At 48.5% G+C, this 17271-nt stretch carries 17 protein-coding genes and 1 tRNA gene; 9 read left to right on the top strand and 9 right to left on the bottom strand.

What is annotated here, in order from left to right; all coding sequences use genetic code 11:
- Positions 1–206: 206 nt before the first annotated feature.
- On the top strand, positions 207–1640 hold the full coding sequence (gene dacB / locus LCF41_RS03170; protein ID WP_225086852.1) for a serine-type D-Ala-D-Ala carboxypeptidase: 1434 nt from the start codon (positions 207–209) through the stop codon (positions 1638–1640).
- Between the two features lie 70 nt (positions 1641–1710).
- Here the strand turns inward: dacB and cgtA are convergent, their stop codons facing one another.
- From cgtA to rplU, 4 genes are all read right to left on the bottom strand, one after another.
- Positions 1711–2883, bottom strand: a complete 1173-nt coding sequence (cgtA, locus tag LCF41_RS03165) for an Obg family GTPase CgtA (RefSeq protein WP_012773265.1) — start codon at positions 2881–2883, stop codon at positions 1711–1713.
- Between the two features lie 260 nt (positions 2884–3143).
- Positions 3144–4106 (bottom strand): DMT family transporter, encoded by a 963-nt coding sequence (locus tag LCF41_RS03160; RefSeq protein WP_225086851.1) that lies wholly within the window; start codon positions 4104–4106, stop codon positions 3144–3146.
- Between the two features lie 89 nt (positions 4107–4195).
- Positions 4196–4453: a 50S ribosomal protein L27 gene (gene rpmA, locus LCF41_RS03155; protein ID WP_012773263.1), complete on the bottom strand. Its 258-nt coding sequence runs from the start codon at positions 4451–4453 to the stop codon at positions 4196–4198.
- 19 nt (positions 4454–4472) lie between these two features.
- The gene (rplU, locus tag LCF41_RS03150) at positions 4473–4784 is read right to left on the bottom strand and encodes a 50S ribosomal protein L21 (protein WP_010283026.1); all 312 of its coding nucleotides are present in this window, start codon (positions 4782–4784) and stop codon (positions 4473–4475) included.
- A gap of 256 nt (positions 4785–5040) precedes the next feature.
- On the opposite strand from rplU, the gene ispB reads away from it, so the two are divergent.
- Positions 5041–6012, top strand: a complete 972-nt coding sequence (gene ispB, locus LCF41_RS03145) for an octaprenyl diphosphate synthase (RefSeq protein ID WP_225086850.1) — start codon at positions 5041–5043, stop codon at positions 6010–6012.
- An 86-nt stretch (positions 6013–6098) separates the two neighbouring features.
- On the opposite strand, the gene LCF41_RS03140 is transcribed toward ispB, so the two are convergent.
- Positions 6099–6473: a DNA-binding protein gene (locus LCF41_RS03140; protein ID WP_225086849.1), complete on the bottom strand. Its 375-nt coding sequence runs from the start codon at positions 6471–6473 to the stop codon at positions 6099–6101.
- A gap of 246 nt (positions 6474–6719) precedes the next feature.
- A complete protein-coding gene (locus LCF41_RS03135) occupies positions 6720–7106 on the bottom strand; it encodes a DNA-binding protein (RefSeq protein WP_225086848.1) in 387 nt (128 codons plus the stop codon).
- A gap of 187 nt (positions 7107–7293) precedes the next feature.
- On the opposite strand from LCF41_RS03135, the gene LCF41_RS03130 reads away from it, so the two are divergent.
- Entirely contained in the window at positions 7294–7557 is a 264-nt protein-coding gene (locus LCF41_RS03130; protein ID WP_012773260.1) for a helix-turn-helix domain-containing protein, read from the top strand.
- A 61-nt stretch (positions 7558–7618) separates the two neighbouring features.
- On the opposite strand, the gene mdh is transcribed toward LCF41_RS03130, so the two are convergent.
- Complete coding sequence (gene mdh, locus LCF41_RS03125) at positions 7619–8554, bottom strand: malate dehydrogenase (protein WP_225086847.1); 936 nt, start codon at positions 8552–8554, stop codon at positions 7619–7621.
- Positions 8555–9023: 469 nt separating this feature from the next.
- On the opposite strand from mdh, the gene argR reads away from it, so the two are divergent.
- Positions 9024–9494: a transcriptional regulator ArgR gene (gene argR / locus LCF41_RS03120; protein WP_012773258.1), complete on the top strand. Its 471-nt coding sequence runs from the start codon at positions 9024–9026 to the stop codon at positions 9492–9494.
- Positions 9495–9602: 108 nt separating this feature from the next.
- Here argR and tsaD read toward each other — a convergent pair whose 3' ends face one another.
- Positions 9603–10616: a tRNA (adenosine(37)-N6)-threonylcarbamoyltransferase complex transferase subunit TsaD gene (gene tsaD, locus LCF41_RS03115; protein WP_225086846.1), complete on the bottom strand. Its 1014-nt coding sequence runs from the start codon at positions 10614–10616 to the stop codon at positions 9603–9605.
- A 227-nt stretch (positions 10617–10843) separates the two neighbouring features.
- Between tsaD and rpsU the strand changes: the two genes are divergently transcribed.
- The 3 genes from rpsU to rpoD all read left to right on the top strand — a co-directional run bounded on the left by rpsU (position 10844) and on the right by rpoD (position 14960).
- Positions 10844–11059 (top strand): 30S ribosomal protein S21, encoded by a 216-nt coding sequence (gene rpsU / locus LCF41_RS03110; protein ID WP_001144069.1) that lies wholly within the window; start codon positions 10844–10846, stop codon positions 11057–11059.
- 153 nt (positions 11060–11212) lie between these two features.
- Entirely contained in the window at positions 11213–12967 is a 1755-nt protein-coding gene (gene dnaG, locus LCF41_RS03105) for a DNA primase (RefSeq protein WP_225086845.1), read from the top strand.
- 154 nt (positions 12968–13121) lie between these two features.
- Positions 13122–14960: an RNA polymerase sigma factor RpoD gene (rpoD, locus tag LCF41_RS03100; protein WP_180742888.1), complete on the top strand. Its 1839-nt coding sequence runs from the start codon at positions 13122–13124 to the stop codon at positions 14958–14960.
- 87 nt (positions 14961–15047) lie between these two features.
- Here the strand turns inward: rpoD and mug are convergent, their stop codons facing one another.
- A complete protein-coding gene (mug, locus tag LCF41_RS03095) occupies positions 15048–15551 on the bottom strand; it encodes a G/U mismatch-specific DNA glycosylase (protein ID WP_225086844.1) in 504 nt (167 codons plus the stop codon).
- Positions 15552–15692: 141 nt separating this feature from the next.
- Here mug and LCF41_RS03090 point away from each other — a divergent pair.
- Positions 15693–15768: transfer RNA gene (locus LCF41_RS03090), tRNA-Ile, on the top strand.
- Positions 15769–16030: 262 nt separating this feature from the next.
- Positions 16031–17071 (top strand): hypothetical protein, encoded by a 1041-nt coding sequence (locus LCF41_RS03085; RefSeq protein ID WP_225086843.1) that lies wholly within the window; start codon positions 16031–16033, stop codon positions 17069–17071.
- Positions 17072–17271: the final 200 nt, after the last annotated feature.

Genomic DNA, 17271 nt, shown 5'->3' with positions numbered 1-17271 from the left:
ATCAAAGGCGACGGAGTCTCTGCAACGTGCCAGTCCTCACTGGACATAAAGCAAAAGCAACCAGCCCCGGAATAAAATTTCCAGGCTGGCAGCGGTTTTGCATTTTGATACGTATTTTACCCCAGAGTTCAATGAGGGTCATCGTTTACTTTAGACCTTGTTGCGCCGTAGTATGACCACACGTTACCCCGTTCTTAGCTGAGATTATGCGTTTTTCATCGATTGTTACCGGACTTGCCTGCGCTTTTGTTCTGCATGCCAATGCAGCTTCTGTTGAGGATCATCGCCAATATTTACCAGACGGCGCCAATCTGGCGCTATTGGTACAAAAAGTTGGCTCAACAACACCCAGCATGGCCTTCAATAGCCAGCAAATGGCGCTTCCCGCCAGTACACAAAAGGTGATAACCGCATTAGCTGCATTACTACAATTGGGTCCAGACTATCGATTCATCACTACGATGGAAAGCCATGGCCCTGTCACCAGCGGTATGCTAAACGGTAACCTCATCGTGCGGTTTAGCGGCGATCCAACACTTAAGCGCCAGCAAATACGGAACATGGTGCAAGAATTAAGAAAGCGCGGGATACAGGAAATCGCAGGGGATGTGCTAATCGATACCTCGGTATTCGCCAGTCACGATAAAGCGCCGGGCTGGCCCTGGAACGACATGACCCAGTGCTTCAGCGCCCCACCGGGCGCCGCGATTGTCGATCGTAACTGCTTCTCCGTCTCACTCTACAGCGCGCCTAAAGCGGGCGACAATGCGTTTATCCGCGTTGCATCCTATTATCCAGTGCAAATGTTCAGCGAGGTCCGCACGCTGGCTAAAGGCTCGTCTGATGCGCAATATTGCGAACTGGATGTGGTTCCTGGGGAACTGAATCGTTTTACGCTTACAGGCTGTTTGACTCAGCGCACAGAGCCGCTTCCGCTGGCGTTCGCGATTCAGGATGGGGCCAGTTATGCCGGCGCGATTGTTAAAGATGAGCTTCAGCAAGCAGATATTCGCATCAAGGGCAGCCTTCGTCGTCAGACGCAGCCAGGAGCCGCGGGGAGCGTTCTGGCTCAGACACAATCCGCGCCACTGCACGATCTGCTCACTATCATGCTGAAAAAATCGGACAATATGATTGCCGATACGGTTTTCCGTACCATTGGGCATGAGCGCTTTAGCGTGCCGGGTACATGGCGTGCCGGCGCAGATGCCGTACGCCAGATTCTGCGTCAGAAAGCAGGTGTGGATTTAGGAAACAGCATTGTTGTTGATGGTTCAGGCCTGTCACGACACAACCTGATTTCGCCAGAAACGATGATGCAGGTATTGCAGTACATCGCACAGCACGATAATGAATTGAATTACATCACCATGCTTCCACTTTCCGGCTATGACGGCACGCTGCGCTATCGTGGCGGCCTGCATGAAGCTGGCGTTGATGGCAAGGTTTCGGCGAAAACCGGGGCACTACAGGGCGTATATAATCTGGCAGGCTTCATCACCACCGCGAGTGGTCAGCGCATGGCATTCGTTCAGTTCCTGTCCGGTTATGCAGTGCCGCCAGAAGACCAACGCGCACGCCGTGTCCCTCTGGTGCGATTTGAAAGTCGCCTCTACAAAGACATTTATCAGAACAATTAAAATAAGAATGCGGCCTTACCCTGATGGGATAAGGCCGCAATAAGCGAGCATTAACTAGCAGAAGAACGCATCACTTTTGATAGATAATCTCAACGCCTTCGTCATCTTCATCGTCCCAATCATCATCCCACTCTTCTTCAGCTTCTTTTTCTATTTCAGCCAGCTGTTGACGGTGATAATCGTCCCACATGAATTCAACTTTTTCCGGTGCGCTTTCGGCAATCGCCGTCACTTTCGGATTGGCTTTCAGGAAGCTCATCACATCCCAGCAAAGTGGCGTGACGCCTTCACGGTTCGCCGCAGAAATCAGGTAATATTTCCCTTCCCAGCCAAGCGCAGTCGCAATCTCTTTGGCTCGTTTTTCCGCTTCAGCTTTGTCGATCAAATCAACTTTGTTGAAAACCAGCCAACGCGGTTTTTCTGCCAAACCTGCGCCGTACTGCTCTAGCTCGTTGATAATGATTTTGGCATTTTCAACCGGATCAGACTCATCAATCGGAGCCAGATCAACCAAGTGCAACAGAACACGGCAGCGCTCCAGGTGCTTCAGGAAACGAATCCCTAACCCAGCACCTTCGGATGCTCCTTCAATCAAACCAGGAATATCCGCCACAACAAAGCTCTGTTCGCTATCCATACGAACCACGCCAAGGCTCGGCACCAGTGTGGTAAACGGATAGTCGGCGACTTTTGGTTTTGCCGCTGATACCGCACGGATAAAGGTCGATTTACCTGCGTTGGGCAGCCCCAGCATTCCCACGTCAGCCAGCAACAGCAGTTCCAGTGTCAGCTCACGTTCTTCACCTTTCGTGCCGCTGGTCTTCTGGCGAGGAGCACGGTTGACGGATGATTTAAAACGCGTGTTACCTAAACCATGCCAGCCGCCTTTCGCTACCATCAGGCTCTGCTGATGACGCGTCATATCACCTAGCACTTCGCCAGTTCCCTGATCGAGAACACGCGTACCAACCGGGACTTTAATCGTAATATCTTTGCCGCGCTTACCCGTACAATCACGGCTTTGCCCGTTTTGTCCACGCTCAGCGCGGAAAGATTTTTCAAAACGGTAATCGATCAGTGTGTTCAGGTTTTCGTCAGCCAGCAGATAAACGTCACCGCCGTCACCGCCGTCACCGCCATCTGGGCCACCGTTAGGAATATATTTTTCACGACGAAAGCTAACACAACCGTTACCGCCATCGCCTGCCACAACAAGAATTGTGGCTTCATCTACAAACTTCATTGATTCTCTCCGCAAAAAACCAATAGAGAATATCTACGTGTTTTAGGCTTGTTATTGGTTCTTCTTGGCGTAACTTTTTGATTTTACGGCATGTAGCGTATTTCTACTCACCATTAAAAAAACTGACGCACCAGAACGCATTCCAGCAAAGGAGCGGATTGTACCTGCCTGCTCCAATAATTTCATCTGTATTAAAAATAAGCAACACATGCAGAATGTCAAAAGGCGTCTGTGCCCCTCTGCAATACGTATCTCTCAGGCTACTTCTGCACCCTCAATGGCGGCACAGGTTCTTTCTTACCGGGTAAGAAACGATGTCCGATAGCAGAAAACATCGCACCGGCAACCACGACAAAAGCGCCCAGGTAGCCAACCCAGTTCAGCACTGGCGCAGCAAAGAAAGCCGGCCACCCCAACGCCAGTAGATCGGAAAACAACAGCGTAAACAGCGGCGTCAGCGTAATGACGGCACTCACCTGCGACGCCTGCCAGCGTGCCATGGCCTCCGCAAGCGCACCATACCCAATTAATGTATTCGCACCGCAGAATAGCAGGCAGATAAGCTGCCAGTTGCTCAGTTGGAAAATAGCCTCAAGCTTGGTAAAAGGCGTAATAAACACGACGCAAAGCACATATAGCAGAAACAGAATTTGCTGTGATGTCAGACGCCGCAACAGCACCTTCTGCGCTACGCCATAGGATACCCATACCGCCGAAGCACAGACGCCTAACAGCACACCCAGCGTGTAGTCCGTCAGCCGGGTAAAAATCTCAATCAGGCTGGTATTAAAGAACAGGATCAGGCCGCAGATCAGCATGATCGCGCCAATGACCTGCGTGCCACGCATCTTTTCCTTTAGGATAAGTACGCTGGCGAACATCATACCAACAGGAGAAAGCTGCCCGATAACCTGAGACGCTGTCGGACTTAGATATTGCAGAGACGAGCTAAAGAAAACAAAGTTACCCAGTAGTCCAGCCGTCGCGATCAGTAGCAAAATCCACCAACGCCGATGCCGGAAAACCCGCATTGGCGGTAAATTCTTACGGTATGACAGAATAATGCCGAGTCCAATCGAGGCGATAAAAAAACGATACCAAACAATCGTATAAGGTTCCATTACCACCAGAACCTGTTTCATGGCTATCGGTAGCGCCCCCCAGCAAACTGCCGTAGTCAACGCCAGACAAAGGCCGATACCCGTCTGCTGTTTAGTATTCATACTTACCCAGATGGTTTACTCAGAATCAGAATGTAAAAAGCCCCGCAAAGAATTGCGGGGCTTGAATCCGTAAGACCTAACGCGAAAAATTATTCAGCAACGATGCTGATATATTTACGGTTTTTTGGGCCTTTAACTTCAAACTGAACTTTACCATCAGTCAAAGCAAACAGAGTGTGGTCTTTCCCGCAGCCAACGTTAGTTCCTGCGTGGAATTTGGTGCCACGTTGACGAACGATGATGTTACCAGCCAGTACACTTTCGCCGCCAAAACGTTTTACGCCCAGACGTTGTGCATTGGAGTCACGACCGTTACGGGTTGAACCGCCAGCTTTTTTGTGTGCCATTTAATCCGCTCTCCTAATCTTAAGCGCTGATGCCGGTAATTTTCACGTCAGTGAACCACTGACGGTGGCCTGCTTGCTTACGGTAGTGTTTACGGCGACGGAACTTAACGATCTTCACTTTTTCGCCACGACCATGAGCAACAACTTCAGCTTTGATTTTACCGCCATCGACGAAAGGAACGCCGATTTTGATTTCTTCACCGTTGGCAACCATCAGAACTTGGTCAAACTCAACGGCTTCACCAGTTGCGATGTCCAGCTTTTCCAAGCGAACGGTTTGACCTTCGCTTACTCGGTGTTGTTTACCACCACTTTGGAAAACTGCGTACATATAAAACTCCGCTTTCCGCGCACTCACTATAGGTTTTCAGAGTGCGCTATAAATATTCATAATAGGGCGCGAATTCTACGCAAAAATACTGCGGATGACAAGTGTATAATCAACGGATGTGAAGAAAAAGAATACAACGTATGAACTGCCGTTTATCTCTCTCATTTTTCAAGTACAATCGGCGCAATAAGTTCCATCTTGCCGATATGCAACAGCAATCTTACGGCAGTGTTGAAGACATACGTTGGCACAAACCATGAATCTAGAACAAATTACAACATTAACCGCGCAAGATATGGCAGTTGTTAATAACGTCATTCTTGAACAACTGAATTCCGACGTCGTTTTGATCAACCAACTTGGACATTACATCATCAGCGGCGGTGGAAAACGTATACGCCCTATGATTGCTGTTCTGGCCGCCAGAGCCCTCGACTATAGCGGTGATAAACACGTCACTGTTGCTGCACTGATCGAATTTATCCATACCGCAACACTGCTACATGATGACGTGGTAGACGAATCTGACATGCGTCGGGGTAAAGCGACGGCCAATGCCGCCTTTGGCAATGCCGCGAGCGTTTTGGTTGGGGATTTCATTTATACCCGCGCCTTCCAGATGATGACCAGCCTTGAATCGTTACGTGTTCTGGCACTCATGTCGGAAGCGGTAAACGTGATTGCCGAAGGCGAAGTCTTGCAGTTAATGAACTGCAACGACCCAGATATTACCGAAGAAAGTTATATGCGCGTCATTTACAGCAAAACGGCTCGTTTATTTGAAGCCGCCGCACAATCTTCATCCATCCTTGCGGGCGCGACGCCAGAGCAAGAGAAAGCGCTCCAGGACTACGGCCGCTACCTGGGCACCGCGTTCCAGTTAATTGACGATCTGCTTGATTACAGTGCAGACGGAAAAACGCTGGGCAAAAACACGGGCGATGATCTTAATGAGGGCAAGCCAACGCTGCCACTACTGCACGCCATGCGTAATGGCAATACAGAACAGAGTGCGCTGATTCGTCAGGCAATTGAAGAAGGAAACGGACGCCACCTACTGGAACCAGTGCTTGCCGCCATGCAGCAGTGTGGTTCGCTTGATTATACGCGTCAGCGGGCCGAAGAAGAGGCAGATAAAGCGATTAGCGCACTACAGCAACTACCGGAAACACCATACCGTATGGCGCTAGAAGGCCTTGCCCACTTAGCCGTACAGCGCGATTTCTAATCGTGGTGTAAGGTACTATGTATCTGCTTCAATCGTGTCTGGTTCAATCTACGTAGCGCTGCCTTGCAGCGCTACTCGTTCGCAGACTAGGCAGTCTGGTCGATGGGGACCTCATCCAGCCGAGACAACATCGCTATCGTCCCTTCACGCAAGATGAAATTGATCAGCCGGGTTCGTTCATCAACAGAAAGTTGATGGAAAATATGCACCCACGATGACAACAGGGTCGGCTCATTATCGATGCGGTAATATTCTGTTGGCGGGTTCTCTCTTACGAGCAGAGAATTCCTGACCTCGTTCGGCAAACTACGAATAGAATATTCGACACCACGCCCTTGAACCCCTTTCCTTCTGCGCTTTTCCCAACCGTCGTCTCGCGCCCGTTTGTTCAGCCCCTGCGGTGACTTCGGCAATCCACCTACGCCAACCAGCTCACTTGTTGCAAACCATTCTTTGTCCATACTCGTCACTCCCTTGTTTGTTTTGAACAGGCATTACGTCAACTCGCCCAAAAGTTTCCATATAATAGACTATAATTACCTAAACCGCTAACTTTTACACGTTACCGGCACACCTAAGTAATAAAGAAATGATTAAATCCAGTGCGATGCTAAAACATCGCGCCCAGAGTAATACGGTAAACCGAAAGAAAATGCAGGTTCCTTCTTCACCACAGATGGGCAATCAGGGAACCCACTCCCTATAGCTCAGTCAATCTCCATTGATGAGATAGGTTCTTCATCCGACGGTGTAATACCCAACTGGCTCAGCGTCGTCGATACGCCGACGCGAAGAATATAAGCGACTAGCTCATCTCTTTCTTTTTCAGATAGTTGCTGATAAATCTGCATCCATACCGCCAGAGCCGCAGGTTGCTTGGCCGAGTAGACGGAAGGCTCGATTTCGAGTAATAGGGATTTTTTTACCGTATCCGGTAAGCTGTGAATTGAGTACTCCACTCCTCTTCCCTGGACGCCTTTACGGCGACGCTTCTCCCATCCATCCTCACGGGCGCGCTTATTCAATCCTTGTCTTGATTTCGGAAGGCCGCCGACTCCAACCAATTCGCTGGTAGCAAACCACTCTTTTTTCATTGCCTTTCATCCTGATAGTGCCATCCCTAACAAAAACGCGCTTATTTGGAAATTAATTGAGAATTTTAAGGAAAATTAATGCTATATTATTTCCAAATAATAATGTCATGTTAGCTCGGCATATAACTAACATCCGTTATTTATACCACTAATCTACAGTCGTCTTATAGCAAATAAGGGAAGGAATATGATTTTAAGGAAACAAGACTGGCATCCCGCTGATATCATTGCTGCACTGCGCAAGAAAAACACGACGCTGGCGGCAGTATCGCGAGCGGCCGGATTAAGCTCATCTACGTTAGCTAACGCGCTCTCACGCCCCTGGCCCAAGGGGGAATGGCTTATTGCCGATGCGTTGAATATTCACCCCTCAGAGATTTGGCCCAGCCGGTATTACGATCCGGAAACCAATGAGCTTATCGACAGAAAAAAACTCATCCGCCCCGATTAAAAAAGAAAAGCCGGAGATCACTATCTCCGGCTTTTATTCTGCGTATTGTTAACAATCGCAATTATTTGATGAACGTCTCGCCTAACTCAATATCCTGCTTCAACGTCTCCAGCATGCTGCTAAGCGCATTTTGCTCAAAAGCGCTTAATGTGCCGATATCTTTACGCTCTACGACGCCGTCTTTGCCCAACAGCACCGGTTGAGCGAAGAAACGAGCATATTTGCCATCGCTTTCAACGTATGCACATTCCACCACACCGCTTTCGCCTTGCAGCGCACGAACCAGAGACAGACCAAAGCGTGCAGCAGCCTGGCCCATAGACAAAGTGGCCGATCCGCCACCCGCTTTGGCCTCAACAACCTCGGTGCCCGCATTCTGAATACGCTTGGTCAGATCGGCCACTTCCTGCTCACTGAAGCTGATACCAGGAACCTGAGACAGCAGTGGAAGAATCGTCACACCAGAGTGTCCGCCGATAACTGGAACATTAATATCCTGTGGCTGTTTGCCTTTCAGCTCAGCAACGAAGGTATTGGAACGGATGATATCCAGCGTGGTAACGCCGAACAGTTTGTTTTTGTCATACACGCCAGCTTTTTTCAGCACTTCAGCTGCAATGGCAACGGTCGTGTTCACTGGGTTAGTGATAATACCGATGAAGGCTTTTGGGCAGGTAACCGCAATTTGCTCAACCAGATTACGCACAATTCCCGCATTGACGTTGAACAGATCGGAACGATCCATACCAGGTTTACGTGCCACACCAGCAGAGATCAGCACGATATCCGCGCCAGCCAGCGCAGGTTTAGCATCTTCACCGCTATAGCCTTTGATCTTCACTGCTGTAGGAATGTGGCTCAGATCGACAGCAACACCCGGCGTGACCGGTGCAATATCGTAAAGGGATAGTTCTGAACCTGAAGGAAGCTGGGTTTTGAGGAGGAGTGCGAGTGCCTGACCGATACCACCTGCTGCTCCGAGAACTGCAACTTTCATCCTAAACTCCTTATTATCGTAAAATAAAAAAGTGCCGTGAATTCATTTGGTTATAAACAGAATATAAAAAATGGGGATAAGATCAGTCTACTCACCTTTCTGCAAATGACATGAGAGACAAAAATACGCTATGTCTCTAATAATAAATCAAAAACAACCATTCGTTTGAAAGGTAAGTAAAGTTAATAAGCTATTGAGCTATAACGCGGTGTTCATTCACGTGCAATTAACCTGTGCGCTACATTACACCGATCGATGGCGTCCAAACAACATCATTCTGATAACATTTGATTTACTTTTATGTGACGCAGGACGCATTTTTCGGACTACTCACGGACCGAATTTTTGTGAAAACAGCGACTAGCACATATCTGAGGAAATAGACTGGAATTATAGGCGATTTAATTGCATAAAAATTCACACAACTGCATAATAGGAGAATTAACCATAACAATTAATCCGGTGCAGAATGCGAAATTCGACAAAACAAGAAGACCTCGTTAAAGCGTTCAAAGCGCTGTTAAAGGAAGAGAAGTTCAGTTCTCAAAGTGAAATTGTTCAGGCATTGCAAGACGAAGGATTTGAAAATATCAACCAATCCAAGGTGTCACGCATGCTGACGAAATTTGGCGCCGTGCGCACACGCAATGCAAAAATGGAGATGGTGTATTGTCTCCCAGCGGAACTCGGCGTTCCTACAACGTCTAGTCCACTAAAGAACCTGGTGTTGGACGTGGACTACAACGATGCGGTCATCGTCATCCATACCAGCCCTGGCGCCGCGCAGCTCATTGCCCGCCTGCTGGACTCACTCGGGAAGTCCGAAGGGATTCTCGGCACCATTGCGGGGGATGACACCATCTTCACCACCCCGGCAAGAGGCTTCAGCGTCAAACAGCTTTACGAAGCTATTCTGGTGCTCTTCGAACAAGAGCTGTAACTCACCCGCTCGCTATCGTTTTTATTACTCGTTTTTTACTGAGTATTTTCGCTACGTTTTCTTTGCTACGTGTAGGATCGCTACACGTAGCAATTATTGCCAAAACGCTCACACCGCGGGCAGTTCAGCCAACGGCCAACGTGGTCTAACGGATACCCCCAGCGTCTGGCTGGCGCCGTGCATCAGACGTACACTGCCCGCATAGGCAATCATCGCACCATTATCCGTACAGAATTCAGGACGCGCATAAAACACTTCGCCGCCACGTTTTGCCATCACTTCACCTAAGCGCTGGCGTAGCGTCCGGTTTGCACTCACGCCCCCCGCCATGACCAGTCGCTTAAAGCCCGTTTCATCCAGCGCACGACGACACTTGATAGCCAGCGTATCCACAACGGCATCTTCAAATGCGCGAGCAATGTCGGCACGCGTTTGATCGTCATCGCCGTTGCTCCGAATCGTATTGGCAGCAAACGTTTTTAGCCCAGAGAAGCTGAAATCCAGCCCAGGTCGATCGGTCATTGGGCGCGGAAACGTAAAGCGCTGCGAATCCCCCGTCTGCGCCATCTTCGACAGCATCGGGCCACCGGGATAATCCAGCCCCAGCAGTTTCGCCGTTTTATCAAACGCTTCGCCCGCGGCGTCATCAATCGACTCGCCCAGTAAACGGTATTCACCAATGCCCGTTACGCTGATGAGCTGCGTATGTCCACCAGAAACCAGCAGCGCCACGAAGGGAAACGCCGGTGGATTATCTTCCAGCATCGGCGCCAGCAAATGCCCTTCCATATGGTGCACAGGAATTGCTGGCACATCCCAGGCAAACGCCAGAGAACGTCCAACCGTCGCCCCCACCAGTAACGCGCCAACCAAACCAGGACCAGCGGTATAAGCCACACCATTGATGTCGCTTGCCTGCAACCCGGCTTCACGCAGCGCAGCCTGAATTAATGGAACCGTTTTACGCACGTGATCGCGTGAGGCAAGCTCAGGCACGACACCACCGTAATCAGCATGTAATTTGACCTGGCTGTATAACTGATTGGCGAGCAAACCGGTTTCTGTGTCATAAATGGCCACGCCGGTTTCATCACAGGATGTTTCGATACCCAATACACGCATTGCTGTTCCTACTTTGATGACGATACAAGCGCTCGTTGAATGCTGCTTGCTTCAAACTGTGGATAGTCTACCATAAGCTCCCTGATTTCTGCGCTGGCCGTGGTTGGGTGTTTTATGATCACCACAATGCTTTACAAAGGCGTCACGTTTGCAGTAGAATTCCGCACCATTTTGAAAAGGCTGGCACAAGGCCAGCGGCAAACCGAATTTATTGAGGTGAGAGGCACATGCCGGTAATTAAAGTACGTGAAAACGAGCCGTTCGACGTAGCTCTGCGTCGCTTCAAGCGTTCCTGTGAAAAAGCAGGTGTTCTGGCTGAAGTTCGTCGTCGTGAGTTTTATGAAAAACCAACGACCGAACGTAAGCGCGCTAAAGCTTCTGCAGTGAAACGTCACGCGAAGAAACTGGCTCGAGAAAACGCACGCCGCACTCGTCTGTATTAATTTTCAGGAGGGTTTCCCTCCAACGCGTGATTAATCCGCAGACTTAGCAGTTGCATACGAAGGCCGTGCTTTCCGAAAGGAAGCGCGGCTTGTTGTCGTTTATAAGCTATATCCAATGTAACCACCTTACAGAAAGATATACATCAGGGGCTTATGGCTGGACGAATCCCACGCGTATTTATTAATGACCTGCTGGCGCGCACCGACATCGTCGATCTCATTGACGCGCGTGTCAAACTGAAAAAGCAGGGCAAAAACTACCATGCGTGCTGTCCGTTCCATCACGAAAAAACCCCCTCATTCACCGTAAACGGTGACAAACAGTTCTACCACTGTTTTGGCTGTGGCGCACACGGCAACGCCATTGATTTTTTGATGAATTACGATCGTCTCGAATTCGTTGAAACCATTGAAGAACTGGCCACCCAATACGGCCTCGAAGTGCCTTATGAAAGCGGCACTGGCCCAACCCAGTTAGAGCGTCACCAGCGACAAAGTCTATACGAATTGATGGGGCAGCTCAGCGGGTTCTATCAGCAAGCACTAAGCCAGTCAGTCGGTACGCCAGCGTTGCAGTATCTGCAACAGCGCGGTTTAAGCGCAGAGGTTATCAGCCATTTTGCGATCGGCTTCGCTCCGCCCGGCTGGGATAACGTCTTAAAGCGCTTTGGCCGCAATAATGATGACCGCAGCACATTGAACGATGCCGGCATGCTGGTGACTAACGATCAAGGCCGAACGTATGATCGCTTCCGCGAGCGAGTGATGTTCCCCATTCGCGACAAACGGGGGCGAGTGATTGCTTTCGGCGGACGAGTATTAGGCGACGGTACGCCAAAGTACCTTAACTCGCCAGAAACAGAGATTTTTCATAAAGGTCGCCAGTTGTACGGCCTGTATGAAGCGCAGCAAAGCCACGCGGAGCTAAAGCGACTTTTGGTTGTTGAAGGCTATATGGATGTCGTGGCGCTGGCGCAGTTTGGTATTGATTATGCGGTGGCGTCGCTGGGTACTTCGACGACCGCCGATCACATTCAGTTACTCTTTCGCGCCACCGATCTAGTGGTGTGTTGTTATGACGGAGACCGTGCCGGACGCGAAGCGGCATGGCGCGCGCTGGAAACTGCGCTACCCTATTTGAACGATGGTCGTCAGCTACGCTTTATGTTTCTGCCGGACGGTGAAGATCCCGACACGCTGGTACGTAAAGAGGGCAAAGCCGCCTTTGAACAGCGTATGGAACACGCTCTGCCGCTGTCGCAGTTTCTGTTTGAAACGCTGCAACAGCAGGTGGATATGAGTTCTCCCGATGGCCGTACCAAGCTCAGCACGCTGGCGCTGCCGCTGATAGGCCAGGTACCGGGAGAAACGCTGCGGCTCTATTTGCGCCAGCAGCTCGGCAACAAGCTAGGTATTTTGGACGACAGCCAGTTGGACAGGCTACTGCCTAAAATGGCAGAGCAGGCGCAGCCTTACCAGCCGCCGCAACTAAAAGTCACAACTATGCGTATACTTATAGGACTTTTAGTACAAAACCCCAGGCTGGCGGCAGAGGTTCCTGACCTTGCGCTGGAAGGGATTGAAGAAGACAAAGTGGCTGGTTTATCGCTGTTTCAGGATTTGGTGAAAACCTGCAACGCCAGCCCGGGAATGAACATGGGTTTGCTGTTGGAAAAATATCGCGACAGCAAGTACCGCAAGCAGCTTGAAACCATGGCTTCATGGAACCATATGATCGTAGAGGAAGAGCTCGACGAGAAGTTCAGAATCAGTCTGGCAGAGCTCTACGATCAGCTGTTGAAACAGCGACAAGAAACATTGATTGCCCGTGACAGAACGCACGGGCTCAACGCCAAAGAAAAAAAAGAGCTTTGGTCGTTGCAACTGGCGTTGACCAGAAAACACTGATACAGAGGCTTAATTGCCGATAAATAGCAGGGTTGAGCCCTGCAAAGAGCCGCTACAGGGGCCGCGGCGATAAGAAAAATACCCCTAATGCTATTGTTAGCGAACTACGCTGACCGACACCAACCCAAATACTCTGAAGTGTGGATACCGTCTTATGGAGCAAAACCCGCAGTCACAGCTGAAGCTGCTTGTCACCCGTGGTAAGGAGCAAGGCTACCTGACCTATGCTGAGGTCAATGACCATCTGCCGGAAGATATCATCGACTCGGATCAGATCGAAGATATCATCCAGATGATTAACGACATGGGCATCCAGGTGATGGAAGAAGCACCGGATGCAGACGATCTGTTGCTGGCCGAAAACACCAATGATGCCGATGAAGATGCGGCAGAGGCTGCTGCGCAGGTTCTATCCAGCGTTGAATCGGAAATTGGTCGCACTACCGATCCGGTTCGCATGTACATGCGTGAAATGGGTACCGTTGAGCTATTGACGCGTGAAGGCGAGATTGATATCGCCAAACGTATCGAAGACGGTATCAACCAGGTTCAGTGCTCTGTCGCCGAGTATCCTGAAGCCATTACTTACCTGCTGGAACAATACGATCGCGTTGAAGCGGGCGAAAGCCGCCTGTCCGACCTGATCACCGGCTTCGTCGATCCTAATGCGGAAGAGGACATCGCCCCTACCGCAACGCACGTGGGCTCCGAGCTGTCGAGCGAAGAAATGGACGATGACGACGAAGAGTCTGAAGACGACGAAGACTCCGAAGACGATAACAGTATCGATCCGGAACTGGCGCGTGAGAAGTTCACCGAACTGCGTGAACAATATGAAACCACCCGTCAGGCTATCAAAGCCCATGGTCGTAGCCATGCGCTGGCAGCACAGGAAATTCTGAACCTGTCTGAAGTCTTCAAACAGTTCCGCCTGGTGCCGAAACAGTTCGATTTCCTGGTTAACAGCATGCGTTCCATGATGGATCGCGTCCGTACTCAGGAACGTTTGATCATCAAACTGTGCGTTGAACAGTGCAAAATGCCGAAGAAAAACTTCGTCACTATGTTCACCGGCAATGAAACCAACAGCACCTGGTTTGCCGCAGCCGTCGCCATGGGCAAGCCGTGGTCTGAAAAGCTGAATGATGTAGAAGAAGACGTCACTCGCAGCCTGCAAAAACTGCAACAGATCGAAGAAGAAACCGGTCTGACAATCGAGCAGGTGAAAGACATCAATCGCCGCATGTCGATTGGTGAAGCAAAAGCACGTCGCGCCAAGAAAGAAATGGTGGAAGCCAACCTGCGTCTGGTTATTTCTATCGCGAAGAAATACACCAACCGTGGTTTGCAGTTCCTCGACCTCATTCAGGAAGGCAACATCGGTCTGATGAAAGCGGTAGATAAATTCGAATATCGCCGTGGTTACAAATTCTCGACCTATGCAACCTGGTGGATCCGTCAGGCGATCACCCGCTCTATCGCCGATCAGGCACGTACCATCCGTATTCCGGTACACATGATTGAGACGATCAACAAACTGAACCGTATCTCTCGTCAAATGTTGCAGGAAATGGGTCGTGAACCGACGCCGGAAGAGCTGGCTGAACGTATGCTGATGCCGGAAGACAAGATCCGTAAAGTGCTGAAGATCGCGAAAGAGCCGATTTCAATGGAAACCCCGATTGGTGATGATGAAGATTCACATTTGGGCGATTTCATTGAAGATACGACGCTGGAGCTGCCGCTGGATTCAGCAACGTCGGAAAGCCTGCGTTCTGCGACACACGACGTACTGGCTGGCCTGACCGCACGTGAAGCGAAAGTCCTGCGTATGCGTTTCGGTATCGATATGAACACCGACCATACGCTGGAAGAAGTGGGCAAACAGTTTGACGTTACGCGTGAACGTATTCGTCAGATCGAAGCGAAAGCGCTGCGTAAACTGCGCCACCCAAGCCGTTCCGAAGTGCTGCGTAGCTTCCTGGATGATTAATTCGGTTCTCAGCTAATCCACACGACATGATAAATAACCCCGGTTCTCCGGGGTTATTTTTTGCCTGTCAGAACGCTCAGATTGCATTTATACGTTATCCTGCAATGCCTGATGCAGCTCCTGATACGACGCCACCAGCGACTCCAGCGTCGCACGATTCAGTCCACTTGGGTTCGGCAGCACCCAAACCTGCGTCTCGCCAATACGCAACGCCTGACGTCCCCACGACACTTTCTTGATACCAAACGCCTGACTGAACGCCTGCTTCCCCAGCACAGCCAACGCACGCGGCTGATAACGCTCCATTTTCTCAACAATCGCGCTCCCACCTTGCAGCAGCTCATCTCGCCCTAGCTCGGTGGCTTCAACCGTTGGGCGATCCACCAGCATCGTGATGCCGCATCCGGTGTCCAGCAGATGTTGTTCTTCGGCGGGCGTCAGCAACCGCTCGGTAAACCCTGCCTGATGAATGACTTTCCAGAAGCGGTTACTGGGGTTCGCGAAGTGGTAACCATGATGGGCCGTCGACAACCCAGGGTTAATGCCGCAGAAAACCACCTGAAGATTCATGGCAAGAATATCGGTAATCATGTCTTTCCCTACTTCCGTTGACTACAGCTATCGTAAATTCTGATAAGAATAACAACAAGCTATCTTGAGTACATAAAAGCACCACCCAGCAGATAGGCTATAGACCTCCTCCGCACATTACCGTATAATCATTGCCCATTCGGCCCCTTAGCTCAGTGGTTAGAGCAGGCGACTCATAATCGCTTGGTCGCTGGTTCAAGTCCAGCAGGGGCCACCAAATATATAATCGACATACTACGTATTTTTATGATTTCTTCATCGTTTTGACTATTCAGAAAAAAGTTATCAGATATTCGGATAAATAAAATTTCAAATTAAGAAAAAAACATTAATGATTTCCCTTACAATTTAAAAACCAAAAATCGCCTCTAAAAATAGATAATTAACCTTACCCCATCACTTCCCACTGAATAATACTATAACTAGTGCGTAAAAGAATTTTAATTAAATGAAAATCAATCAAAATTGAAAGGTAAAATATGGATAATGGATGGGCTAATATCGCCAAAAATTTAATGAAAAGCCAGAAATTAAAGTATTGTAGTGCGCCAGAAATTTTACATGAAAGGTGTGACTCAAGAATCATTGATGCACATACATTATCAAAATCTTTATCTCTTCGGCCTATAGCAAGTAATGGAGTGGTTATGTCAGTGAATACCAACCCCTTTACTTTAAATGAACAAAATGGAGTGCTAACATTTACAAAAACCGGCATTTCTAAAGCATCTGTATTTACTGGATTTTGTGCCTACCACGATAAACATATCTTTTCTCCTATAGAAAATACTTTGTTCTATCCCTCAGCAGAAAACCTTTTCTTACAAGCTTATCGTATTAGTTGCATGGAATATTTTAAAAAATCACTTATTGTTAAAAACCAATATAAATTAAGAAACGAATTCAATTCACAATTGAAAGAATTAAAGAAAGAACGCAATGACGATGATTTAAAAACAAAAGAGAAAATAATAAAATCAATCCTATCCGAAAAAGAAAGGCATGAAAAACAAGGTTTATCCGACACTGGAAAGATAAAGAAAAAACTTGATGAAATATATTTATCAAAGTCTTTCTCACGTCTTAGACACAAAGTATTTGAAGTAGAGAACAATAAAGTTGTAACAGGAGCATCCATCCTAATAGAAATAGATTTCTATAACAATAAATTGCAAAACCTCAATGACTACAATCAAGATCAATTTATTATATTCAATTGTATAAGCACTAGTAAAGACAAAGGATTTATTTTTTTCTCATGGCTTCAGGAAAATAGCCTAGCGGAAAAATTAATTAAATCATTAATGGAAAAAGAGAATAAAGAAGACCTACTCGTTGAGTTTTTCTATTCTTATTCAGAAAATACATATTCCAACCCTGAATGGTGGGATTCATTATCTAGCGATACTAAAAATGTGTTGAGTAGTAAGCTGAATGAGGTAAATTCTTCTTCCAGAGATTTAAGCAGACCGAGAAAAAAGTATGATGCTTTCAAAATCATAAGCCATTTTGATTTATGAAATTGCTCTCTAATACTATTCATAAAGATAACTACTCGATACTTCTATCGGAAACTCATCGCTAGAGTTATCTACCATACTTCAAGTTTTTTGTGCGTTGACACACCATAACGGAGCATACATAAGTGTACGTAGTATCTCCAAAGTATATAAAGCTGAATAACTTTGCGCATTGATGCTTCGCTTTTCATAGAGCAGGG

This window comes from Pectobacterium colocasium, assembly GCF_020181655.1.
Classification (GTDB): domain Bacteria; phylum Pseudomonadota; class Gammaproteobacteria; order Enterobacterales; family Enterobacteriaceae; genus Pectobacterium; species Pectobacterium colocasium.
This window is presented reverse-complemented; position numbering and strand designations above follow the sequence as displayed.